This is a genomic window from Microbulbifer variabilis (assembly GCF_020524905.1).
GTDB lineage: Bacteria > Pseudomonadota > Gammaproteobacteria > Pseudomonadales > Cellvibrionaceae > Microbulbifer > Microbulbifer variabilis_A.
In genome coordinates this window covers 693,338-717,144 of the sequence record NZ_JAIVKI010000001.1, presented here as the reverse complement: position 1 = coordinate 717,144, position 23,807 = coordinate 693,338, and the positions used below count along the sequence as shown (strand labels likewise).

Annotated in this window: 18 protein-coding genes and 1 pseudogene; 2 read left to right on the top strand and 17 right to left on the bottom strand. The window is 50.5% G+C overall.

Annotation, left to right across the window (positions count from 1 at the left end; translation table 11 throughout):
- Both LC073_RS03005 and LC073_RS03000 read right to left on the bottom strand, forming a co-directional pair.
- Window positions 1-225 (bottom strand): helix-turn-helix domain-containing protein (locus LC073_RS03005; protein WP_226643256.1); only part of this gene is annotated, 225 nt, incomplete at its 3' end.
- Between the two features lie 163 nt (window positions 226-388).
- Entirely contained in the window at window positions 389-610 is a 222-nt protein-coding gene (locus LC073_RS03000) for a hypothetical protein (RefSeq protein ID WP_226643254.1), read from the bottom strand.
- A 474-nt stretch (window positions 611-1,084) separates the two neighbouring features.
- On the opposite strand from LC073_RS03000, the gene LC073_RS02995 reads away from it, so the two are divergent.
- Complete coding sequence (locus LC073_RS02995; RefSeq protein WP_226643253.1) at window positions 1,085-1,870, top strand: FRG domain-containing protein; 786 nt, start codon at window positions 1,085-1,087, stop codon at window positions 1,868-1,870.
- 317 nt (window positions 1,871-2,187) lie between these two features.
- Here the strand turns inward: LC073_RS02995 and LC073_RS21790 are convergent, their stop codons facing one another.
- The 13 genes and pseudogenes from LC073_RS21790 to edd form a co-directional block, all read right to left on the bottom strand.
- Window positions 2,188-3,084: an RHS repeat domain-containing protein gene (locus LC073_RS21790; protein WP_413231425.1), complete on the bottom strand. Its 897-nt coding sequence runs from the start codon at window positions 3,082-3,084 to the stop codon at window positions 2,188-2,190.
- 349 nt (window positions 3,085-3,433) lie between these two features.
- A complete protein-coding gene (locus LC073_RS02980) occupies window positions 3,434-3,745 on the bottom strand; it encodes a hypothetical protein (protein ID WP_226643251.1) in 312 nt (103 codons plus the stop codon).
- The gene (locus LC073_RS21785; RefSeq protein ID WP_319004702.1) at window positions 3,735-4,601 is read right to left on the bottom strand and encodes an RHS repeat-associated core domain-containing protein; all 867 of its coding nucleotides are present in this window, start codon (window positions 4,599-4,601) and stop codon (window positions 3,735-3,737) included. Before LC073_RS21785 ends, LC073_RS02980 begins: the two co-directional genes overlap by 11 nt.
- Window positions 4,602-4,664: pseudogene (locus LC073_RS21890) on the bottom strand (RHS domain-containing protein); the annotation flags it as partial. It lies immediately after the preceding gene.
- Window positions 4,665-5,260: 596 nt separating this feature from the next.
- Window positions 5,261-5,599, bottom strand: a complete 339-nt coding sequence (locus tag LC073_RS02970) for a hypothetical protein (protein ID WP_226643250.1) — start codon at window positions 5,597-5,599, stop codon at window positions 5,261-5,263.
- Between the two features lie 43 nt (window positions 5,600-5,642).
- A complete protein-coding gene (locus LC073_RS02965) occupies window positions 5,643-5,846 on the bottom strand; it encodes a hypothetical protein (protein ID WP_226643248.1) in 204 nt (67 codons plus the stop codon).
- Entirely contained in the window at window positions 5,839-11,193 is a 5,355-nt protein-coding gene (locus LC073_RS02960) for an RHS repeat-associated core domain-containing protein (RefSeq protein ID WP_226643246.1), read from the bottom strand. Before LC073_RS02960 ends, LC073_RS02965 begins: the two co-directional genes overlap by 8 nt.
- Before the next feature lie 840 nt (window positions 11,194-12,033).
- On the bottom strand, window positions 12,034-13,470 hold the full coding sequence (pyk, locus tag LC073_RS02955) for a pyruvate kinase (RefSeq protein ID WP_226643244.1): 1,437 nt from the start codon (window positions 13,468-13,470) through the stop codon (window positions 12,034-12,036).
- A 153-nt stretch (window positions 13,471-13,623) separates the two neighbouring features.
- The gene (gap, locus tag LC073_RS02950; protein WP_226643241.1) at window positions 13,624-14,658 is read right to left on the bottom strand and encodes a type I glyceraldehyde-3-phosphate dehydrogenase; all 1,035 of its coding nucleotides are present in this window, start codon (window positions 14,656-14,658) and stop codon (window positions 13,624-13,626) included.
- 169 nt (window positions 14,659-14,827) lie between these two features.
- Window positions 14,828-15,457, bottom strand: a complete 630-nt coding sequence (locus LC073_RS02945) for a bifunctional 4-hydroxy-2-oxoglutarate aldolase/2-dehydro-3-deoxy-phosphogluconate aldolase (protein WP_226643234.1) — start codon at window positions 15,455-15,457, stop codon at window positions 14,828-14,830.
- A gap of 21 nt (window positions 15,458-15,478) precedes the next feature.
- The gene (pgl, locus tag LC073_RS02940; RefSeq protein ID WP_226643232.1) at window positions 15,479-16,189 is read right to left on the bottom strand and encodes a 6-phosphogluconolactonase; all 711 of its coding nucleotides are present in this window, start codon (window positions 16,187-16,189) and stop codon (window positions 15,479-15,481) included.
- Between the two features lie 59 nt (window positions 16,190-16,248).
- The gene (zwf, locus tag LC073_RS02935) at window positions 16,249-17,709 is read right to left on the bottom strand and encodes a glucose-6-phosphate dehydrogenase (RefSeq protein ID WP_226643216.1); all 1,461 of its coding nucleotides are present in this window, start codon (window positions 17,707-17,709) and stop codon (window positions 16,249-16,251) included.
- Between the two features lie 53 nt (window positions 17,710-17,762).
- Window positions 17,763-19,580 (bottom strand): phosphogluconate dehydratase, encoded by a 1,818-nt coding sequence (gene edd, locus LC073_RS02930; RefSeq protein ID WP_226643214.1) that lies wholly within the window; start codon window positions 19,578-19,580, stop codon window positions 17,763-17,765.
- An 890-nt stretch (window positions 19,581-20,470) separates the two neighbouring features.
- Between edd and LC073_RS02925 the strand changes: the two genes are divergently transcribed.
- Window positions 20,471-21,544 (top strand): LacI family DNA-binding transcriptional regulator, encoded by a 1,074-nt coding sequence (locus tag LC073_RS02925; protein WP_226643211.1) that lies wholly within the window; start codon window positions 20,471-20,473, stop codon window positions 21,542-21,544.
- Between the two features lie 34 nt (window positions 21,545-21,578).
- Here the strand turns inward: LC073_RS02925 and nagA are convergent, their stop codons facing one another.
- Window positions 21,579-22,706: an N-acetylglucosamine-6-phosphate deacetylase gene (nagA, locus tag LC073_RS02920; protein WP_226643209.1), complete on the bottom strand. Its 1,128-nt coding sequence runs from the start codon at window positions 22,704-22,706 to the stop codon at window positions 21,579-21,581.
- A 51-nt stretch (window positions 22,707-22,757) separates the two neighbouring features.
- Window positions 22,758-23,756 (bottom strand): glucosamine-6-phosphate deaminase NagB-II, encoded by a 999-nt coding sequence (gene nagB-II / locus LC073_RS02915; RefSeq protein ID WP_226643207.1) that lies wholly within the window; start codon window positions 23,754-23,756, stop codon window positions 22,758-22,760.
- Window positions 23,757-23,807: the final 51 nt, after the last annotated feature.

Here is a 23,807-nt window from a genome sequence, read left to right as displayed (position 1 = left end):
TAACCTGCGGCTTACCCCTTCGGGTCGGCCAAGTCTTTTAGCGGCTAATGCTTTGAAACCACCTGCTTTATAGGCATTGATCCAGTTTTGTACTGCTCGGCTGGAGACATCCAGCGTCCACGCAATTTCTGCTATAGACTCTGATTTCTTCCAAAGCTTTACAGCCGTTCGACGTTTCTCTTCCTTGGCGGAAGCGGGTAATTTTCTTGCATCAATAATATCCATTCGGACATTATACAGAACTACATGGTCGCCGGGTTAATAAGACTCTTAAGTTTTCACTCAGTTACCTTGTTGATATTTGCTTTCATTATTTATCGTGAAGAATATTTATCCGCATCCAATAAGCATTGAGGCTGCATAAGATTTCGTATTTTCTGGCAGAGTCTTACACAAAGTTAAGTACCTCACCACCAGTCAAAGTCTTCGCGATACAGCTGCCGACGGCACCGTATTTGCGGCGTGGTTTACGGTGGGTATTTTCTGCTTCTATTAGCTGACCGTTACAGTTATATCGAGAATTGGCGATGCCATCAGGGGTGACTTCCTCCAGTAGGTGGCCCCGTTCGAAGATGATGTCGATACCCTTGCCGGTATCTATATCCGTCACAGCTCTGGAACTGATTTAGAGGCTGGCACGCTTGCATGCTTTACGGGTCAACACGGCCATCGAAGTCAACTTCTTCAATCAGACGCTCGTTGAGAGCACATTTAAGTTAATAACGATCACCATTCTCGTTAGTAAGACGGATTAAGCCTCGCTCGACATCTTAGTGATATTGCAGACGCCTGCCATCCGGGTTGATATGGATCTTAGCCTGACTGAGACCGTCGTAGGCATAGCAGGTACTGCGGCCAACAACTCCTGGGGCTTGTAGCTGTATTGGGTGGCTACCGAACGGATATGGTCTTGAGAATCGTACTCGTAACCGGTAATTTGAACCCTGATTAAACGTCAATATCTTACCCTGCCCCAAATGAATGCGAACTTGCGCATTTTTTAAGATTTGTTGTCGGTGCTTTATCAGCTCAACTCACGTAGAATGCTTTTACTCAACATTCATCCTCAAGGAAGACAAATTAGGTGGAAGTAATTCAAGTCTCTTCAATCGCAGAATATGTATCATATATTGAAAAGATCTCTCCTGGGCCAACCACTTGGTTTAGGGGTGTTGCAACACCCAATCACAAACCAGTCCCAGGAATAGTGTGGAAAGAGATACCACTGGCTTATGAGGGTGTCCTTATCCACCAGTTCCTGTCCTCTTATCAAGCGTATACAAATTACACTTATACTGAGTGGGACTTATACACTTTAATGCAACACCATGGACTCCCAACAAGATTATTAGACTGGTCAGAATCTGCCTTGGTAGGATTATTTTTTGCTCTAACATCTGAATCAGATACAGAAATAGATATGGTTAGAAGCGTATGGGTCTTACATCCCCACTATCTTAATAGGAAGTTGATAGGAACAGAACATGTATTCTGCCCTTCAGCACTAAGGCAGAGACAAGTAACAGAAAAGGTTAATTTAGATGATTACTTGCCAATCAACCTAAAATCAGCTGATTCCGGCAGCAATAAGATACCTTGCAACCCCATAGCTATTAGCGCCGCTCAAAATATTAGAAGAGTTTCTTCGCAGAAAGGTTGCTTTACATTGCATGGGACCGATAGCCGAAGTATTGATGAAATCCTTGAAGGTACAGATCACTGCCAGCGTATAGATATTAACATTAGGTCTAATAGGAAACGGAAAGAATTAATAAAATCTCTAGCTAACCTTGGAATCGATGAAGAATTTATTTATCAAGATTTAGACTCACTGAGTGACCGAATAAAAAGAGAAAATTCAATTCAGTAACCTTAAATAACTACGAGTTGTACTCGTTAGTTAGGCCAATTAAATTGCGCTCGCCATCGTAGAGGTATTCCAGGCGGCTGCCGTCCAAGTTGGTGCGGGTCTTAACCTGGCTGAAACCATCATAGGCGTAGCAGGTACTGCGGCCTTGGGCGTCGGTAACTTCGACCAGTAACCCCTGGGGGTTGTAACTGTATTGGGTGCGGGCGCCATCTGGGGTGATTACCGCATGGATGCAATCCTGGGCATCGTATTCATAGCCAGTGATCAGAAAACTGCTTAAAGGTTAATTAAACGACAATAGTTTACTCTGACCCCATTTATTCGTAGCGGGTTTGCAGTTTTTGCCCTTTGCCGCGTAGCTCGGCGATGCGGTTGCCGTGGATATCGTAGCGGTAGTGGGTATCACCACGGAAGGCTAAACGGTTGCCTTTGACCTGGGTGGCGCTGGCCTGCTGCTTGGCTTCGTCTTTCGAGTTGGCGGCGGCCAGAATATTGTGTGCGGGGTCGTGCACAAAGTATTCGGGGTTGGGGCCGTCTACCTGGGTGAGGCGGTCGAGGGCGTCGTAGTGGTAGCTGCGGGTGCCGCGCAGGCTGTCTTTAATTTGCGCGATCTGGCCAGCTTTGTTGTACTGGTAGCTGCGCTCCAAAATGGAGTTTGACTGTGTCGGATCTGATACCGGACCGTTTGCCTTACCCAGGCGCAGCTTTTGCAGGCGGCCCTGAGGATCGTAATCTCTCTGGCTTTCCAGCCCATTACCGTGCTGGCGCTGTCTTTCCCTACCTTGTTCATCGTGGCTGATGCTGGTGATCAGTTGAGCGGCGTCACCACCGACAGAGCGGCGGTGCAGGCTTTGGAATTGGCCGGCGGGGTTGAAGGCGAAGTTCAGTACTTCACCATCGGGTAATGTTGTGGCGATACGATTACCGGCGGCATCGTATTGGTGGCTCAGTTTGTCTTTGCCCTGCCAGTCGGCCACAACGCGGCCATTGGCATCGTACTCCCAACGCAATTTACGGTGGGCATTTTCCGCTTCAATTAACTGCCCACTGAGGTTGTAGCGGAAGTTGGTAATGCCGTCTGGAGTGACTTCTTCTAACAGGCGGCCGAAGGGGTCATGCTCGAAGATGGTGTCGATGCTCTTGCCTGAATCCGTATCTGTTACTGCTCTGGGGCTGATCAGGTGGCCTGCGCGGTTGTAGGCATAGCGGGTCACGCGGCCGTCGAAGCCGACTTCTTCAATCAGGCGCTCATTGAGATCGTATTTAAGCTGGTAGCGCTCTCCGTAGTAGTGGTACTCCAGGCGGCCGCCGACCTGGTTGATGCGCGTCTTAACCTGACTGAGGCCGTCGTAGGCGTAACAAGTACTGCGACCTTCGGAGTCGGTAACTTCGGCCAGTAACCCCTGAGGGTTGTAGCTGTATTGGGTGCGGGCACAATCTGGGGTGATTACCGCATGGATGCGATCCTTTGCATCGTACTCGTAGCCGGTATTTAAAAGCCTGATTAAAGGTTAAAGAAACGTCAATATTTCACTCTGACCCCAATTATTCCAATTATTCTAATTAACCTCCATTCGAATGTCCTAGTTCTTCTTTAACCCATTCATCTTGATCCATACCACCAATTATAACATCAGACAAGAAAGAGAACATGTGCTCCCGATCAAGCTTTTTAGGCAAAAAATATTTTAGATATGCTATAGCCCTAAGCTCATCCAGCTGGTAATAAATTTCCCTAACACGGCTTCTCGTTAACTCATCAACCTCTTGAAAACTAGAAAATTTACCCTCCTCATCCGGGCTTACCGCAACACCAATAACTTTCTCAATTTTTCTTAAATGCATCGGAGGTATTCTTACTTCTTTATTTGTCATCTTCTCGCCCACTTTCATAAGCCTCTTTATATTTTTCTAATGTTTTATCAAGCTTGCTTTTATCTGTAAGCTTGGCATTCGTGACATTAATTCTGTCTGGAACATTATCCAAAGGAGCCTCAAGGAGTTGCGCTTTAGCGTCATGTGTAACAGTTGTCGTTGAGCGGCTATGTTGTACCTCAATATCTTCATAGCCCATATTTTTCCTGTGTTTACCAAATGAGACATTAACTATAGCTTTACCCTTCGCATCATTTGGATCTAAACCTTCGCCTAATGCAAGAGAGTATTCTTTTTGATAGTTACATTTATTTGATTTTGATAAACCACCGGGCAGACTACTTGGTGGCAAACCATTATTTTTCCCCATGAACTCCAGAATAGAAATTGATAGCAATGCTTCTGTAAGACCAAAACCAACTGGCTTGAGTTTAACTCCGTCATTATCGTTAAATATCGAAAAAGTGATCTTACCCTTATACTCAGATAACTCAGCCAAACCTAAATATAATTTGTTTCCATCATCATCTCTGACATAGAACTCGAGATATTCACCACTCCAAACAGATTTAAATTTAATATCACTTAGACTTATCTCTTTACACTCTAAACCAAGAGGATCAATCCATGTAATCGGGTTTGGAACATATCTATAATTATTCACTCCACCAAACAACCCAACTGGATCTTGAGAAATGAATTGTCCAATCACCGGATCATAATAACGGAACCGATTATAATTCGGCCCGGTCTCCTCATCGTAATACTGGCCTTGAAAGCGGATCGGTTGCTCTATCTGATTTTCATGGGCCAGAGCAATATTGCCATAACTCTTGTAGGCAACACTCCATACCACTTAACTATCTTGGTTGGTAAGGGTATCAGGAGTTCCCAGGTGATCCATATGGTAGTGATAAACCTGATTATCTTCTTTTAATCCAACAGGTTTAAAAGTACTCGGTTCAAAATAGTAGGTATGAGAATTGAGGACCTACTGGGACCGGATATCGGTTTTGTTTTCCTGCAGGAGTACGTCGCCATCCCAGAGGACCGTAATGGTAGTGGATGACCTTTTGAACTACTTTATTCGCTTCTCTACCTTCAGTTTTCCACTCGTATCAGCTGTTGGCAACTGTTGTAATGAGTGCAGGCTTGTAGTTTTGCTTTAGCCTTTTAGTTTAACAATATTGTTACCGAAGGTATTGTAGTGGTAGTGGATTTAGCCACAAAAATGAGACAGTTGACTTCCTCACCACAAGCAATTACTGAGTAATGAAGGATCTTACACAATTTATTAGGGGGTGAGGCTATACACCTGAGTAAGGCGCTCAAGTTTATCGCAGTGGTAGCTTCGAGTTCCACACAGATTTTCTTCGATTTATATTACTGTGAGTCCATGCCTTCAATAAATCTTAAGCACCCAAATAAGCAATACCTGGCAAACAACTACATAGACCCGAGAAACGACCCTTAAACATAAAAATTAATTTATATTTCTTACAATCGAAACCTTACTCATTCAATATCTCTCAACTTAGATCTTATAGCCGAAATAAGCCACTCACAAAATGGCAGAGGGCTTTCTACAGCACCGAGATATGGTCCGATAGCAAAATTATAATTAATACTCAACAGCAATTCCTCCACGCTAGAACTAGACACTTTCTTTTCATCAAACTCTGAAATTACAAACAACCACAAATCCATAGCTTTATTCACATAATCTTTACCCCACAATTCGCGAAATGCACCTGTTGGATCAAAAGATCTGGCAAATCGATCATAATCAGACAAAACAGCACCTTCTGAAGGGAGGGCCTCAAGATCTGGATACTCTACAAATTTCTTACTCATCCGCTTTAACCTATATATCAAATCAAATATAACTATCAAACTTCTATTCAGGCCTCAACCAATCACTAGGCCAATCATCAAATTCATCTAAAACTTTTCCATCACTAATAAGACTGTAAAAAGCTTCAGCCGGAAAATCGTTAACTCTAATAATATATTTTTTTAACTCAAAATAAGCCTCATAAGGATATTCTGAATCCTCAGTAGCCATCCAGGCTAACTTCTGCCTTTTTAAATCCCTATCCACCTCTTTCTCCCACACCATGCCTGTCATTATAACTGGCATCAGTTTTTTTTGACGTTCCAATAATTGACTCGTAAATTTCATCCCCCTTCAATTCACCATTTTTACTTTTCTCAACCAGATACTCGAATGTAGGTCCTTCGGAGTTTTTATATTTCTTAAAATCTCTATTGCGCAATTCCTCAACTTGCTTTTCATTCTTCATAAAACTCCTAGCTTTAACACGTGCTTCGTGACGTATTGCATGAGCTCTTTTCGCTCTTTCCTCTACAGGAACTCCTTGGCGTTTCCAAATATTATCTTGATTCGGTATCGATGAAACTTTTTCTATATACCACAAGCGCACGTCACTATTGTTAAGTTTCCCATCAACAGCTCTTTTTTCAATCGCTAGAGCTTTACTCTCATGGAAGTCGATAACCGATTTATCACCTGTTACAATTATATAACCGCCAGACTCCTCCCCAAGAACAGTCCCATTAAATCTAGTATCTTCTAATACCTGCGCTCCTGGATTTTTAGCTAGTAACTCACCAATCGTTGATTCACGAAGGACAACGTCATTGCTGAAATAACCCTGCTTATTACGCAGCTCAGTTAATGCCTTAAGGTTGTTATCAGATGCTGCGAATAAGGCTTTGTGCCTGTCAGGCTTAAGTCCATACTCCATCCCCTTTGATATATCAAAAAAGGGAGACTCATGAGGTGTCATTGGCGTAGCAATATCTACCGGCTCATATCTTACCAATTTAGTGTTAGAAGAAATTTGCTGGACGACTTTGCCACCAGCACCAATAACCGAAATCAATTCATCTGCATCGGGTGGCATTGAGGGGACAGTATCAGGCGGACAATCTTTTGCCGTCAAGCCGAAAGGATCAATCCAACTTACCGGATTAGGCACATACCGATAATTATTCGAACCTCCCAACAATCCAATCGGGTCCTGCTGAGTAAACTCCCCAACCTGCGGATCGTAATACCTAAACCGGTTGTAATGCAGCCCAGTCTCTTCATCGAAGTACTGCCCTTGGAAGCGAATTGGTTGCTCCACCTGATTTTCATGGGCCAGGGCAATATTGCCATAGCTCTTATAGGCAACACTCCATACCACTTCACCTTCCTGATTGGTAAGGGTATCTGGGGTTCCCAAGTGATCCAGATGGTAGTGATAAACCTGATTATCTTCTTTTAATCCAACAGGTTTAAATGTACCCGGTTCAAAGTAGTAGGTACGGGTATTGAGATCCTGCTTGGTTTGGGTATCACTTTTGTTTTCCCGCAGGAGTACGTCGCCATCCCAAAGGAATTGGGTTTGTTCACTATCTGTTGCTTTACCAATACGGCGCCCCAGGGGGTCGTATTGGTAGTGGATGACCTGCTGGAACTGTTCTGTGCCGTTTTCTACCTTAAGCTTTTCTACACGGGCCAGCTGTTGGCGGTTGTTGTAGTGGTAGCGGGTTTGCAGTTTTTGCCCTTTACCGCGCAGATCGGCGATGCGGTTGCCATGGATATCGTAGCGGTAGTGGGTATCACCGCGGAAGGCTAAACGGTTGCCTTTGATCTGAGTGGCGCTGGCCTGCTGCTTGGCTTCGTCTTTCGAGTTGGCGGCGGCCAGAATATTGTGTGCGGGGTCGTGCACAAAGTATTCGGGGTTGGGGCCGTCTACCTGGGTAAGACGGTCGAGGGCGTCGTAGTGGTAGCTGCGGGTGCCGCGCAGGCTGTCTTCAATTTGGGCGATCTGGCCGGCTTTGTTGTATTGGTAGCTGCGTTCCAGAATTGAGTTTGACTGAGTCGGATCTGATACCGGGCCATTGGCCTTGCCCAGGCGCAGCTTTTGCAGGCGGCCCTGAGGATCGTAGTCTCTCTGGCTCTCCAGCCCATTGCCGTGCTGACGCTGGCTTTCCCTACCCTGTTCATCGTGGCTAATGCTGGTGATCAGTTGATCGGCGTCACCACCAACAGGGCGGCGGTGCAGGCTTTGGAATTGGCCGGCGGGATTGAAGGCGAAGTTCAGTACTTCACCATCGGGTAATGTTGTGGCAATACGATTACCGGCGGCATCGTATTGGTGGCTCAGTTTGTCTTTGCCCTGCCAATCGGCCACAACGCGGCCATTGGCATCGTACTCCCAGCGCAATTTACGATGGGCATTTTCCGCTTCAATTAACTGCCCACTGCGGTTGTAGCGGAAGTTAGTAATGCCGTCTGGAGTGACTTCTTCTAACAGGCGGCCGAAGGGATCGCGCTCGAAGATGGTGTCGATACCCCTACCAGTATCAGTGTCGGTTACGGCTCTGGAGCTGATTAAGTGGCCAGCGCGATTATAGGCATAGCGGGTCACGCGGCCGTCGAAGCCGACTTCTTCAATCAGGCGCTCATTGAGATCGTATTTAAGCTGGTAGCGCTCTCCGTTTTCATTGGTGAGGCCGACTAAGTTGCGCTCGCCGTCATAGTGATATTCCAGGCGGCTACCGTCTGGGTTGGTGCGCGTCTTAACCTGGCTGAGGCCGTCGTAGGCGTAGCTGGTACTGCGACCTTCGGAGTCGGTAACTTCGGCCAGTAACCCCTGGGGGTTGTAACTGTATTGGGTGCGGGCACCATCTGGGGTGGTTACCGCATGGATGCGATCCTGAGCATCGTATTCGTAGCGAGTGACCTGACCTGGGGCATGCTGAACTTCTTCCAGGCGGCGAGCGCTGTCGTAGCGGTAGTGCTGGGCGCGGCCCATGGGATCTTTAACTGCGGCCAGTTTACCCTCAGGATTCCACAGGTAGCGGGTGGTATTTCCCAGTGGGTCGGTAACACTGCCGATCAGACCAACGGGGTTATAGCCATATTGGGTGCTGTTGCCGAGAGGATCTTTGGTGGCAGCGATCTGACCTTTTTTGTTGTACTCGCGTTGCCACTTATTCCCAGCAGGGTCCGTAACTTTTGCGGGCAGGCCTTCGCTATTGTATTCAATGCGGTGCTTATTGCCGGCGGCATCGGTTTTTTGTACCAGGCGGCCTTGATCGTCGTATTGATAAATCTCTTCGCGCAGGCTGCCATCGTCGCTTGGCAGCTGTACCTTAGTAATCTGGCCCAGGTCGTTGTAACTGTAAAGGGTCTCGGCACCTTCCGGGTCGCGGTGATAAATGGGCAGGGCGCGATCATTGAAGCGGTAACGCTCTTTACCGCCGCGGGTATCGGTTACGGTGACACCCTTACCGTCGTCATCCCAATCAAACTGGTAATTGTAAGTGGCCTGCCCATCGATAGGGTCACCCCACTGGCGTACACAGCGGGCGGAGGGGCCTTCGGCATCCCATTCGAAGTGGAAGCGGTAGCCGGTTTTTAGGGTACGCTGCTTAATAACATGCTGGTGGTACTGATACTGCTCACTGTGGCCATCAGCATCGGTGGCTTTGATCAGGTCGCCTTCATCGCTGTACTCATATTTGGCGAGTACTTTAATGCGGCCATCGCGGGTTTCTTTTTTCAGTTCACCAATACGCAGGCTGTTAGCCTTCCCTTCTGGTGGACTGATATGCAGGGCTTCTCCGAGACTGCTCTCGATACAGATTAAACGCTCATCGATATAGTGGAACAGGTAGAAGTTGCTGTAGCCATCGCGAATTTCTGCGAGCTTAAGAGTCCCTTTGTCCCCGATAGCTTTAAAGTGCCTCTGCACTCCATTGGGGGCGCCGTAGGGGGTAACGATCCAATGCTCGTCATTAACGCGAGTAAGCGTTAACTGCTCCACCACATTGTGGCTGCGGCCACTGTCACCCGGTGCCGGCAAGTTAATCACCCGACCCTCGGCATCGTGGAGCTGCACCGCTTTACCGGGGCGCCAAAGCAGTTTTTCACCCAGGGTATGGGTCCAGCCGTGTCCCATACCGAAGTCTTTGGGGTTACTGCTGCGGTAGGTGCGCGCTACGGTAAGAGGCAGTGGGCCGTCCAATACCGTATCTACAAGCGAGAGGAACTCCTCTCCAGTTTTTAAATTAACTGGATCACCACCATGGCAAGAGTTCTTAGCACACTGAGCTTTTTTACCATCAGGAGTCTCGCCGGTTTCACTATTGGCGCTATCCGGCTCATTGGAAGTAGAACTGCCGTTGGTCTGGCTCCCGCCATCGGCATTGGAGCCTGAGCCACTCCCCTGGCTGCTTTGATTGCCGTTACTGGAATTACTGGAGGAGCTACTGCTGGAAGTAGAGCGACTGGAAGCACTACTGGAGGAAGAACTACTCGACGAGGGGCCGCCGGACGAAGTTGGTACTACAGCTTCAGAGGAACTCAGGTCGGAGAAGCTGGCACCGTTGCCCTTGGCATTGCCACCGCGCTTTTTGGAGAGCAGATTGTGCTGTTTTTTCAGCTTGGCAAAATCCATCATCAGGTCGCCGATACCGCCAAAGGCTTTCAGCAGGCGTGTATTTTTCGCCATAGCGGCTACCGCACCAATGCCACCAGTAGCCGCCGCTAACACAATAGTGAGAATAATCTCAAAGGCTCCACCGCCCGCTATTTCGGTGATTTCCAAGCTGTGTTGGGCACTCGCATAATCCTTGGCAAAGCGGATGAAGGTATCGCGCAGGGCTGGATCATCATAAATCAGCTCAGCCACCTCAACAGCCAGATCAAATTGCTGCTTGGTGATTTTGGTGGGGTCGAAGCCGAGCACATCCACGGCTTCCCGCTGGACCGCGGATAAATATTCCCGCTGGGACTCTACCAAGCTTTTATCATTGAGCAGGTAATTGACAATGGCTTTATTTTGCTCAAAGGACTGACGTATGGGATTAACCAGCGCCGCTACCTCAAGCACATCCTTACTCCAAACTACCAAGCCCCAGGCAGCGTTGCCCAGGCCGGTAGCGCCGCGATCAATATAGGCACCCACCTTCTCAAGATCCGAGCGCTGTTCATGGCGCTGCTGAATCAGCGCGGCCTCCGCTCGCTCCTGGGCGATGATCTGCTGAAGCCCTAGGCGGATTTTACTCAGCAACTCAGCCTGCTTATCGGCCAGTGCGGTGGCTGCAAATGGGGCTTCTTCAATGATCAGGCGGTTTTGCACCAGGGCCAGGTAGATTTCTTTTTCCCGGCTGCTTAGGTGCCCCGGCGCTTCACTCAAGGGCCCGAGATAAACCGTTCCGGCTTGGCTGGACTGAATACTGACACTTAGCGTATTGCAGGAAATACCATTCAGGCCGAAAAAGTGTTCATAGATTTCCTGAATGGCATCGTCATCAAACATGGAGAGCAGTCGGGTGGCATCTACCTGCATGGGGATACCCATCTGGTACGCCCAGCCAACTCTCACCATATAACGAATGCCTTGCCTGTTCTCGACACTTAGCTGCATGGATAATCCTTCAAACGCCGTAAGCCCGCTTTGCGCCAGCTTCTTGTTATCTTTGCCAGATCCAATAAATCATCCCGATTTATCTTCTCATCTATCAACAACCCCGCCCCCGGGGGCCTGGTTACGTCCCAACCCAAAATTGTTCAATTTACACACAACAAACTGATTGCTGCCCGCTGTAGTGCGTCAAATTTTGTTGGATTAGGGTATTCACAATTTGTGAAATCTAAAATAGTGAATCTCATTACCCCGAAAGTTTATGGAAAAACTACTTGCCAATAGTTCCAATTCACCGGTACCTGGATGGGATGAGGCCAAAGCTACCGGTAAGGGATACCTGAAATTGCGACCTATCCGGGCAGATTACCGCAAATAGGTGAAGGGGGGTAGATAAACGGCATTACACGAGTACGACAGCAGGAATTAAAATGAAGATCAACAAAATAATAAAATTCTTTTGAATTAAGAGTGTCAAGTTAATACTCAAACACCCAGACAGCAGATAATTTATTACAAAACTCTAAAAGAACAATCAAATTCGAATTAAACCAACCGATGCCAATTGAAATTAAAAGAGCATCGGATTCTGCGGCTTTCCTTATCACTTAAATTAGCAGGCAATAATTGAAGCTATAGAACCGTTTAAAGACAAAAAAGATTGTGAATAACATCACAAATTGCACCACAGAAGGCGTAAAAAATAAAGATGAGGTTTAGCAGTAGGTGGGTCTCGTGGCAGATAAAAATATGCAAAAAACTAATTGGCTATCTTTTTAGAACCCTAAAGCCATTACTATTCTCGGATACCACGAAGTAAGTAATGGCTTACACCAAAAGGATTTATTCGATCTCTTTAATACGCATCGAATTAGTATGTCCGCCCACATTGAGGCGCTCACCTTGGGTGATCAACACACGCTGACCTTTTTGCAGGTCGATGCGCGAACCCAGTACTTCAATAATGGATTCTGTGAGATGCCCAAGAGGTACTGTGGTTGGGTCATAGCTGATGGGCTCTACTCCACGCAAAAGTACCAACTGGCGTGCAACATTGGGGTGTCTCGTCATGGCATAAATCGGTAGGCGGGTATTGGCGCGGGACATCATACGTGGAGTACGGCCGGACTCGGTCAAGGCGGCCACCGCGCAGAGATTCTCTACACGGGAGGCCACATCGATCGCGGCCTGGGCAATCACCGTATCGATACGGTCCGAAGCGCCGTGCTCCTCCGGTGCGTAAGGCACACTACCCAGGTACTGTTCAGCCCCCACAATCACCTCGCTCATGGATTCCACCGCAGATACCGGGTAATCGCCAGCCGCGGTCTCGGCGGAGAGCATCACCGCATCGGTGCCATCCAATACAGCATTGGCCACGTCCATCACTTCCGCACGGGTGGGGGTCGGGCTGGTGATCATGGACTCCATCATTTGCGTCGCAGTGATTACACCGCGATTAAGCACATTGGCACGATGGATCAGTTTTTTCTGCACTCCCACCAAAGCCGGATCACCAATCTCCACCCCCAGATCACCGCGGGCCACCATAATCGCATCGGAGGCGAGAATCAGGGCATCCATCTGCGCATCGTCGGCAACGGCCTCGGCCCGTTCAATCTTGGCCACAATGGCGGCCTCACTACCAGCGGCCAGCATGGCTTTGCGCGCAGTCTCAAGATCCTCGGCGCAGCGGGGGAAACTCACTGCGAGGAAATCCACTTCCAATTCCGCGGCCAGTTCGATATCCCGGTAATCCTTTTCTGTCAGAGCTGGCGCGGACAAGCCACCGCCGAGTAAGTTAATACCCTTGTTGTTGGAAAGCTTGCCACCCTGCAGTACACGGCAAAACAACTTGCTCGCGGTGGTGCCGGTTACCTCCAGGCGAATCTTGCCATCATCGAGCAGGAGAATATTGCCGGAGTGGCAATCGCTGATCAGGCTGGGGTAATCGACCCCTACACGATGCTCATCGCCACCTTCTGCAGGGCAGTCGAGGTCCAGGGTGAATTCGTCATTGTTCTCAAGCGTCACACTGCCTGCGGCAAAGCGGGCAATACGAATTTTGGGACCCTGCAAATCGCCCAATACTCCGACCGTTTTCCCCTGTGCTTCAGCGGCATCGCGCACTTCCCGCACCCGGCGACGATGGTCATCGGCGGTGCCGTGGGAAAAGTTTAAGCGCACAACATTGACGCCGGCACGAATCATTTCATCGATCACTCGCGGCTTATCGGTGCCGGGTCCCAGGGTGGCGACGATTTTTGTATGGCGAATCATATGGTCCCGTCAGATATTTGAAGGAAAAAGAATTTCTGTGGCCAGCTAACTTCTACAAAGTGAATTTAGCCTGCCCGGTAGTGTACAAGACGAACTCACAGGCTTTTCCACAGCAATTTTCCGATGCCGGGCCAACCCGTGACAAGTGTATGTTCAGGCAGATTCCGCCACCGGCATATCAAGCTGAAGAGCCGCCGCCATGGCTAGGCTGGTATCCAGCATACGGTGAGAGAAACCCCACTCGTTGTCATACCAGGCCATCACCTTCACCAGGTTGCCGTTCACTCGCGTGTGATTGGCATCGAAGTGGCTGGAAGCGGTGGTGTGATTAAAATCCACGGATACCAGAGGCTGGTCACAGTAGCTGAGAACGCCACCGCTAACTTCTGCAGCGCTTTGCATAATGCAATTTACCTCTTCAACCGTAGTATCGCGGCCCGCGATAAACTGGCAGTCCACCAGGGAAACATTACTTACCGGCACACGTACCGCCATTCCATCCAAACGGCCTTTTAATTCCGGAAGCACCAAGCCTACGGCTGCCGCCGCACCGGTCTTGGTGGGAATCATATTATCGGCCGCGGCGCGTGCCCGATAAATATCCGCATGCACCGCATCCTGGGTATTCTGATCGTTGGTATAGGCGTGCACAGTGGTCATAAAGCCGCGCTCAATACCCAGCTCGCGATGCAGGGCCTGCGCCACAGGCGCAAGGCAATTGGTGGTGCAGGAAGCGTTGGAAACCACGCGGTGATCCGCTGTCAGGTTGCTATCATTTACGCCGAAAACCACGGTGAGATCCGCATCTTGTGAGGGGGCGGAAATCAGCACTGCGGCAGCACCGGCTTCGATATGGGCAGAGGCAGAAGACTTATCGGTAAAGCGGCCGGTACATTCCAACACCAGATCCACTCCTAACTTTTTCCAGGGCAGCTTAGCCGGATCGCGCTCCTGACAGACCTGCACTCGATCCCCGCCAATAATCAACGCATCACCATCCACTTTAACTTCGGTGGCAAAGCGGCCGTGGATAGTATCGAAACGAGTTAGATGCGCATTGGAGGCAACTGGAGCCAGATCATTAATCGCAACCAGCTGGATACGATCACTATAGCCAGACTCGTAAATGGCACGGGTGACGTTGCGGCCGATACGGCCGTAACCATTGATGGCGACTTTAATTTTCATCTGGCTTTACCCTTTCTTATTAGCTTCTGGTTTTCCCCTGTTGCATCCATTGACGAATGCACCCTAGCGAACTTTTATGACGGTTTGGCTGGCGATATAGCGCCCCTGTATCAGTCGCTGAAGTACCGCCGGATTAATACTGTGGTCGGCACTCAGCGCAGGTACCGAATTACGATTTCAGTGCCGCAGCCTGCTGCGACAGGCGGGTGATCTCGGCCCAGTTTTTCTCTCGTACCAGAGCGCTGGAGGCCATCCAGGAACCGCCCACACAAACTACGTTATTAAGCGCCAGGTAATCCGCCGCATTATTGGGGCTCACTCCGCCTGTTGGACAAAAGCGCACTTCCGCCAATGGGCCGGCAAGGGATTTCAACATGGGCACACCACCGGCAGCCTGGGCTGGAAAAAATTTCTGGTAGCGGTAACCGCGCTCATAAAGGCGCATCACTTCGGAAGCACTAGCGGCGCCGGGCAGTAGAGGCACATCGTTTTCGTCGGCAGCTGCCAGTAATTTTTCTGTAGCGCCGGGGCTTACCATAAAGCCCGCTCCGGCATCGACAGAGCGACGCAGGTCATCGCTATTTAATACTGTGCCTGTGCCCACATGTGCCTCGGGCAGGTGTTTGGCAATCTGCTCCACCGCGGCCAGTGCTGCTTCTGTACGCAACGTAACCTCCAGAACCTTCAAGCCGCCTTTGAGCAACGCTTCCGCCAGGGGCAGCGCATCCTCGGCTTGTTCGATAACCAACACTGGGACAACGCCAGCAGTCTGCAAAATGTCGGCGATATTTTTCTGCATCAATCAATTCCAAATCGTTCGTTAGGGCGCCCAATACACAGTGACTGGTTTCAGCCCCTGCTTGAGAATACTGCGCACCGGCATCTCCAGTTCATCGCTGCCAAGCAGGGCTTCCCGATAGACCTTGAGTTTTTCCTCACCGGTAATCAGAAGCTTGATGTTTTTTGCCTGTAAAATAGCGTTTAGGGTTAGCGTCATACGCTCGGTATTGGCACCAGTCACCGCACTCTGTTGCGCGGTGATTGCGCTACACAATTTATCGGAGTCAGGGTTTAGTGCTTCAGCAAGCCCCTGAGCATGGGGAAATAAAGACGCGGTGTGACCGTCATTGCCCATTCCCAGGATGCACACATCGAAGGGACGCTGCAGCTCGCCATAAGCACGTTCACAGTCAGCTTCACCCTCTGCGGCACTGCTATGCGGATTTTTCATACCCAGCAGCGTGGCCTCAGCGGCATCATTCTGTATCAGGCTGTTTTCAATAAACGCCTGATTGCTCCCGCTATGGGCTTTATCTACCCAGCGCTCATCTACCAGCGCAGCCGTAATTTGTGACCAGGGCAATGGGCGTTTGGAAAGTTCACGATAAACTGGTTCCGGGGTACTGCCTCCCGAGACCAGAAAGGTAGCCTGGCCAGACTCTTTAATGCCTTTTTGCAGTTCGCATGCACAATCGTGGACCAACGCCTGCACCAGGCGCTCACGATCAGTAAAAAATTTTTCTTCTGCCATGAATACTTCCATTCATCATTGTGGATCACCGCAAAAAAGCCGGGTAATCCACAGATTCGTTACTTGGCGTTGAACCAGTGACGACCACTGCGGGCCAGTAATTCATTGGCCTCCTCTGGTCCCCAGCTGCCCGCAGGATAGGGCTTGGGCTGATTGTTGGTTTCACGCCAGTGTTCAATAATCGGGTCTACCCAAGCCCAGGCCGCCGCCACTTCATCGCGGTGAATAAATAGGGCCGAATTATTGGCGGCGGCATCCAGCATTAACCGCTTATAGGCATCACTGCGGAAGCTGTCATAGGTATCGGACAGGGTTAAGTTCAACTCCGCCGGCTGCAGCTCCGTAGTAAGGCTATCCATTTTTTTGGCCATCAGAATCAGCTTGATACTCTCTTCCGGCTGCAGACGGATAACCAGGCGATTGGGAGTTACATTTCCCGCGCTTTCGTCATAGACGTGGTGAGAAACTTTTTTATACTGCACCACAATTTCTGCACAGCGCTTTTCCATTCGCTTGCCGGTACGCAGGAAAAACGGCACTCCCGCCCAGCGCCAGCTGTCGATATGCGCACGCAGCGCCACAAAGGTTTCAGTGGCGCTGGCACCATCCGCTAAATCATCCAGGTATCCAGGCACCTTTTGCCCATCGATTTCTCCGGCCACATATTGGCCGCGCACTACGTTTTCATCCACCAAATCACCTTTCAATGGACGCAACGCTTCCAGTACCTTGATTTTTTCCGCGCGAATATTTTTTGCAGTCATGGAGTTGGGGGAATCCATGGCAATCAGACATAGCAATTGCAAAAGATGATTTTGCACCATATCCCGCAGCGCACCGGTTTCATCGTAAAACCCGGCACGGCCTTCCAGGCCGACAGTTTCAGAAATACTGATCTGAATATGGTCGATCGTTTTTGCATCCCACAGATGCTCGAATAAAACGTTACTAAAACGCAGGGCCAACAGGTTTTGAACGGTTTCCTTACCCAGGTAGTGATCAATACGAAAAATACTACTCTCTGGGAAATAGCTCGCCATCTTGCTATTGATTTCTTCAGCAGTCTGCGCGTTATAACCAAGGGGTTTTTCCACAACCACCCGGGAATTTTTGCTAATTAAGCCTTTAACCGAGAGGTTTTCGCAGCAGGGGCCAAAAACACCGGGAGGAATGGCCAAATAAAAAATTCGCACTCGATCCGGGTCTGACTCAAGGATGTCTGACAAATGTGTCCACTGCTGGTCGGGTATAGAAATATCCAGGGCCACGGGGCGCAGCAACTGACTGAAACTTGTCCAGATAGCATTGCAATACTCACCATCGCGCAAATATTGCTGCAGGGACTGAAGGGCCACATTTAAATATTGATCAGCGTCTTGCTGACGGCGACAAACGGGGAGAATACGGCAACCCTCTGCCAGGCTGCCCTCCCGGTAAGCACGATACAATGCCGGAATCAGCTTGCGCAGGGCAAGATCACCACCGCCACCAAACAGCACCATATCAAATGGGTTAGACATAAAACTTGCTCTGAAATCGTTTCTCTTGCACCGCTATTTATGGGCGGCACACATTAATAAAGAATACTGGCACCGCTTTCGGCACCACTGGCAATAGCGCGCATATTGGCGAACAGCTCGCGCCCCATACCGCGGGCGCTGCCCGACAAATCGCACTGCGCTAGTTCGCGCGCATTGAATTCCGCCTCATCCACCAGGACACGCAACACCCCGGCCTCAGCATCCAGCTCCACCAAGTCGCCATCGCGTACTTTGGCAATAGGACCACCTTCGACCGCTTCCGGAGACATATGAATTGCCGCCGGTACCTTGCCGGATGCACCGGACATACGCCCGTCAGTAACGAGGGCCACTTTGAAACCGCGATCCTGTAACACCCCCAGGGTCGGAGTCAGCTTATGCAGCTCCGGCATGCCATTGGCTTGAGGCCCTTGGAAGCGCACTACGACAACAAAATCCCGCTCCAACTCGCCGGCCTTGAAGCGCTCCAGCAGTTCATCCTGGTTGTGCAGCACAATCGCCGGCGCCTTCACCTTGAGATGCTGCGGTTTAATCGCAGAAACCTTAATGACACTGCGGCCGAGGTTGCCCTCCAGTAGCTGCAAGCCGCCGTGATGAGAGAAGGGCTCACTCACCGGGCGAATCACCGTGGTGTCGGCACTCTCTTGCGCTGTTGGGCGCCAAACCACACCATCACCGGCCTCATTTAGGAAGGGGTCCTGGCAATAGGGCTCCAGGCCGGAATGGCCCATTACTGTATGTACATCGCCGTGTAGCAGGCCTGCGGCAAGTAGCTCACTAATCAGGAACTGCATACCACCAGCAGCGGCAAAGTGATTGATATCAGCCGTGCCGTTCGGGTAGACATGGCACAACAGGGGCACCACTTCGGAGAGATCCGCCATGTCCTGCCAGGTAATCTGAATTCCGGCGGCGCGCGCCATCGCGATTAAATGCAACGTATGGTTAGTGGAGCCGCCCGTGGAGAGCAGCCCCACAATGCCGTTAACAAATGCTTTTTCTGTGAGGATTTTTGCGATGGGCGTGTGCTGGCTGGGTTCGGTAATTTTGGCCAGCTGGGCCACAGCCGCTTCGTTCAATGCATCGCGCAGGCCAGTACCGGGATTAACAAAAGAACTGCCCGGCAGCTGCAGGCCCATAATTTCCACCAGCATCTGGTTGCTGTTGGCGGTACCGTAGAAAGTGCAGGTACCAGCACTGTGGTAAGAGGCGCTCTCCGCCTCCAACAACTCGGCACGGCCAACCTTGCCCTCGGCATAGAGCTGGCGAACCCGTACTTTTTCCGCATTGGATAGCCCGGTGGGCATTGGACCCGCCGGAATAAAGATTGAGGGCAGGTGCCCAAAAGCGAGGGCACCGATGACCAGTCCCGGCACAATCTTGTCGCAGATGCCGAGGAACATGGCGCCTTCAAAGACATCGTGGGAAAGGGCTATGGCGGTGGACATGGCGATTACATCGCGGGAAAAGAGGCTCAGCTCCATACCCGGGCGCCCCTGGGTTACCCCATCGCACATCGCCGGCACTCCACCGGCCACCTGTGCGGTGGCGCCGTGGCGCGCCGCCGCCTCTTTTAAACGTGGCGGATAGGTTCCGTAGGGTTGGTGCGCGGAAAGCATATCGTTATAAGCAGTGACAATCCCCAGGTTGGGACCGCGCCCGGATGCAATAAGCTGCTTGTCCTTTTCTGGAGAGGCTGCAATGGCGTGGGCCAGGTTACCGCAAGACAAATGCTTAGTGGCACGCCCTTCAATATGCGCTTTTTCCACCTGGGCCAAGTACTGTGCGCGGGTTTCCTCACTGCGCTGGATAATGCGCTCGGTAACTGCCTGAACCTTGCTGTGAACCATGACTCTTCCGTATTAATTCTGCTGCGGTGCAGCCTGAGGCCGGCACCGATGCCATATTGAGATGACCAAATAGCCACCAGTGATCATTCTTCCCTGAAAGGACCAACCGGCAAAAAGTCCCGCCGCTTGACTGGGTTGTAGTGCGACCGGCGCCCTATCACCCGACTGAAGATGGAGCAACCGGAAAATTCCATTACCCATCTTGTGAAAAAAATACGCTCCCGCTTCAAGAAGGAACAAAAGAGCAGAATAAAAGCCTTTTTGGAGCTCAATTGACGCACTTTCTTGCCAAAACCTTTTTTGCCGGAGTCCATCGGTCCCATCGGATACTAGTGGGCCGACAAGAGCAAAGCCTCCCCCCCTACAGGTGGAGTAGAAACCTTACGTTCAACGAGAAGTACAGCAGTAATAACCCGGCAAAGCTGATGGAGCGCATTATGTAGTAAAACTACAAAAAAGATCAAGGGTCTTCTGGTAAGCGATACCATTATCCGGCTGACAACCTAAGGAAACCTAAAAAACAGCAAGAAGAGCCTTAATAGGGAAAATTAAGCGCCATAAAGCAGATAAATGCAGGAATAAGTTTTTGGTGCCAAAAGGCAAAAATGTAAGAAAATTACAAAAAGATGAAAGATCGGTAAGCTTCTTTTGCTCGCTACGAGTGCCAACCCGGCCAGCCATTCCATTACAAGGATTTCAAAGCCTCTATACGATCCGCCTGCACCACACCCAATTGTTGTTAGAATCCGCCGCCAATAACCGGGTTTGCACACAACTGCCAAACTGTCTACACCGAACACTCTTTTGTTCGGGCAGCACGAATCAAGAGAGAGTGATAAAAAGGGGGCCAGCGCCTCCCCACGATGGGTTTGCGAGAGGGAACGGTGCCGATGAAAGTCACAATTAACGACGTTGCCGAACGCGCAGGCGTATCGATAAAAACTGTTTCGCGGGTCATCAATAATGAGCCCTCAGTACGCACCAGTACCCGCGAACGAGTTATGCAGGCAGTAAAAGTTCTCAATTACCGCCCCAATTTGGCCGCACGCAACCTGGCTGGCACACACACCTATTCCATTGCCTTTATTTATGACAATCCCAATGCCTACTATGTGATCGATATGCAAAACGGCATCCTCGAAGCCTGCCGCGAACAGGGTTACGAACTGCTTATCCATCCGGGCAGTGGCCAAAGAGACACTATTCACGAAGAGTTGCGCAAACTGGTGGAACAAAGCCGGGTTGCCGGGCTGGTACTAACCCCCCCATTCTCCGAGGCGCAGGAAGTCATCGATACATTGAAATCCCTGGATGTGGAATTCGTTCGGATTATTTCCTCGGAAGGTTGCAACCAGGGAGAGGAAAATTGTATTGAGATCGATGACGAAGCCGCCGCCTTCACTATTACCCAACATTTGTTACAGCTGGGGCACAAGCGAATCGCCTACCTTGGCGGCGGCTCTGAACATTTATCCACACACAGCCGTCTGACGGGCTACAAGCACGCTTTACAGAAGGCAGGCCTGCCTTTTATTGAAGAATTGGTAATTGAGGGCGAGTATTCTTTTGATTCCGGCGTGGCCGGGGCTACCGCTTTGCTGCACTCCGCCAGTCCCCCTTCAGCCATTTTTGCCGGTAACGATGAAATGGCCGCAGGCGCACTATTTGCGGCTCGCATGCTAAATATTGAGGTGCCACAACAGCTTTCCATCGCCGGCTTCGAAGACAGTCCCTTTTCACGCCAAACCTGGCCCAAACTCACCACCGCCCATCAACCCAACGAGGATATTGCCCGCTGTGCAGCAGAGCTGGTGCTAAAGCGCATTCAATGCCGGGGAAGCCAGGATAAAGAACAACAAGCAATCGCAAAGACGGACAGCAATTGCCGTAGCTTTACTCCCACCCTAATTGTGCGAGACTCCAGCGGGCCTGCGATGGAAGAAGTTTTTAACCATCCGATGTAAGGCAGCCTTAAAAAATTAAGGAAAAGTCAAAGCGTTAATCACCATAAACCTGGCGCCCCCCTATCCAGGTTTTCTGCACCTGTAAATCCCGATCCAGCAAAATGAAATCCGCTCTGGCACCGGGCGCAATCTTGCCGCTTTGCAAGCCCAGAAACTGGGACGGGTAGAGGCTCGCCATGCGCAGGGATTCATAAATATCCAAATCACACCAATCGCTGATATTGCGCACCGCTCCCATCATATCCAGGTGTGAACCGGCCAGCTCACCGGTACTGGAAGTCAGCTTGTCCCCCTCTCGGGTCACCACCCGATCAAACAGTGGGAAACTGAGCGCATCGCTTCCCACCAGAGACATGGCATCGGTAACTAGTAGAAGTTTTCCACGCGGCTTGGCCTTGAGAGCCAGAGTAATGGCCTCAGCACTGACATGATGGCCATCGGCAATAATGCCGCACCAGGCCTTATCGCTAATTAAGGCAGAACCCACCATACCGGGCTCGCGGGAGTGTAATGGCGACATGGCATTGTACAAATGCGTAAAACCCACAGCACCAGCCTGTAATGCCGAATTTACGGTTTGACCATCCGCATTGGAGTGCCCCAGGCAAACCCGCACCCCCAGCGAGGCCAGCCTGTGGATATCCTCCATAGGTACAGTTTCCGGCGCCAGGGTAACCACCTTGATGCCCAGATCTTTTCGCCCATAAATCTCCCACTCTTTATCACTGAGAGGGCGGATAAATGACTGCTCATGGGTGCCCTTCTTCGGCACACTCAAGTGCGGCCCTTCAAAATGGATACCAACCACACCTGGCACCCGCTGACGCAGTGCGGAACTGACCGCATCTGCGGCACTCTGCATAACATCAAGGCGGTCGGTAATCAGAGTGGGCAAAAAGGCGGTAGTGCCAAAGCGGGCATGGGCTTCAGCCATGGTGCGCAACCCGGCGACAGTGGGCTCCTGGTTAAACAGTACTCCTCCACCACCATTCACCTGTATATCCACTAGCCCAGGGGCCAGCAGTCCGCGGATATAAGCTGATGAGTCCTGTAGGTCTTCACCAATGGAAACAATGCGGCCGTCATCGCCCACAACCAGGGATACATCCTCCTGGATTTGCTCGCCATCAAAAAGTTTTTCTGCGACCAAGGCAAAAGCCACAGCCCCTCCTTAACACTGAATATTTTTTACAGTTGAATTTCCGGAAGATTATTACACGGTCTGTGTGACCTTTTTCAGTCCCGCCGGCTCATCGGGATTAATGCCGCGATTTACGGCCACATGGGCAACATCGATATAAAAGCGCTGCAGCAAAGCCAGGGGTGCGATGCGGGGATGTACCCCTTTGCTGGGCACGTGTAGATTGATCAGGCTTGCCCCCCTATGCACTATGTCATCTATCTGCTCGCTGTGTGCCTTAAATGACTCGTCCTCGATAGGGACATTGACTACGGTCAGCTTGTCCTCAACGAGAGTAACCGGTCCGTGTAAAAACTCCGCACTGGAGAAAGACTCCGCGTGAATATTGCAAACTTCCTTCAACTTCAGCGCCAGCTCTCGGGTTATGGCATAACCGGGGCCACGCCCGAGCACCACCAGGTTCTGTACCGAGGCCAGATCTTCAGGTCTCAGTTGAATCTCTGCGCTTACCGCCTTCTGTAGAGTTTCGGGCAATTTTTCCAGCGCTTCTCGCAGGACCCTGTCACCACTCCAGCAGGCCACCAGCTGCAAAATTGCCGAGAGTGTGGCCAGATAACTTTTGGTAGCCGCCACCGCTTTCTCCGGGCCCGCCTTCAAAGGAATCAGCAAATCGACGACATCCTTGATTGGCGCCTGTTCATCGTTTACCAAGGCCACGGTATAGGCGCCGCACTCCTTGGCCATCTTGGCCTGAGCGAGGATATCTGGGCTGCGCCCCGACTGGGAGATCACCAATACCAATGCCCCTTCCAATTTAAGCTGGCGGCCATACACACTGGAAACCGAGGGTGCTGCGGCAAAAGTAGGGGTCCCAGTTTCTATTTCTATCAAATACTTAGCAAAGACACCGGCATGATCGGAAGAGCCACGCCCGACAATCATGACAAAGCGCGGGGCATGAGCCCGCAAGCGCTCCCCAAGTTGCTCCATGACTTTGGCATTGCTTTGTAACTGCTCAGCAATTCTCGCCGGAGCCTCACGGGCTTCGGCCTCCATGATCGTCGTAGTCATTCCATCATTCACTCAGGCTGCCTATTCCTCCCTCTACAACCGAATTCACCT

What these genes read in the sequence shown, in the direction of transcription:
- pgl (WP_226643232.1), bottom strand. Translation starts at nt 16,189, where the DNA reads ATGGCAGAAGAAAAATTTTTTACTGATCGTGAGCGCCTGGTGCAGGCG.
- LC073_RS02960 (WP_226643246.1), bottom strand. Translation starts at nt 11,193, where the DNA reads ATGCAGCTAAGTGTCGAGAACAGGCAAGGCATTCGTTATATGGTGAGA.
- LC073_RS02945 (WP_226643234.1), bottom strand. Translation starts at nt 15,457, where the DNA reads ATGCAGAAAAATATCGCCGACATTTTGCAGACTGCTGGCGTTGTCCCA.
- nagB-II (WP_226643207.1), bottom strand. Translation starts at nt 23,756, where the DNA reads ATGACTACGACGATCATGGAGGCCGAAGCCCGTGAGGCTCCGGCGAGA.
- LC073_RS02980 (WP_226643251.1), bottom strand. Translation starts at nt 3,745, where the DNA reads ATGACAAATAAAGAAGTAAGAATACCTCCGATGCATTTAAGAAAAATT.
- LC073_RS02970 (WP_226643250.1), bottom strand. Translation starts at nt 5,599, where the DNA reads ATGAGTAAGAAATTTGTAGAGTATCCAGATCTTGAGGCCCTCCCTTCA.
- LC073_RS02925 (WP_226643211.1), top strand. Translation starts at nt 20,471, where the DNA reads ATGAAAGTCACAATTAACGACGTTGCCGAACGCGCAGGCGTATCGATA.
- zwf (WP_226643216.1), bottom strand. Translation starts at nt 17,709, where the DNA reads ATGTCTAACCCATTTGATATGGTGCTGTTTGGTGGCGGTGGTGATCTT.
- gap (WP_226643241.1), bottom strand. Translation starts at nt 14,658, where the DNA reads ATGAAAATTAAAGTCGCCATCAATGGTTACGGCCGTATCGGCCGCAAC.
- edd (WP_226643214.1), bottom strand. Translation starts at nt 19,580, where the DNA reads ATGGTTCACAGCAAGGTTCAGGCAGTTACCGAGCGCATTATCCAGCGC.
- pyk (WP_226643244.1), bottom strand. Translation starts at nt 13,470, where the DNA reads ATGATTCGCCATACAAAAATCGTCGCCACCCTGGGACCCGGCACCGAT.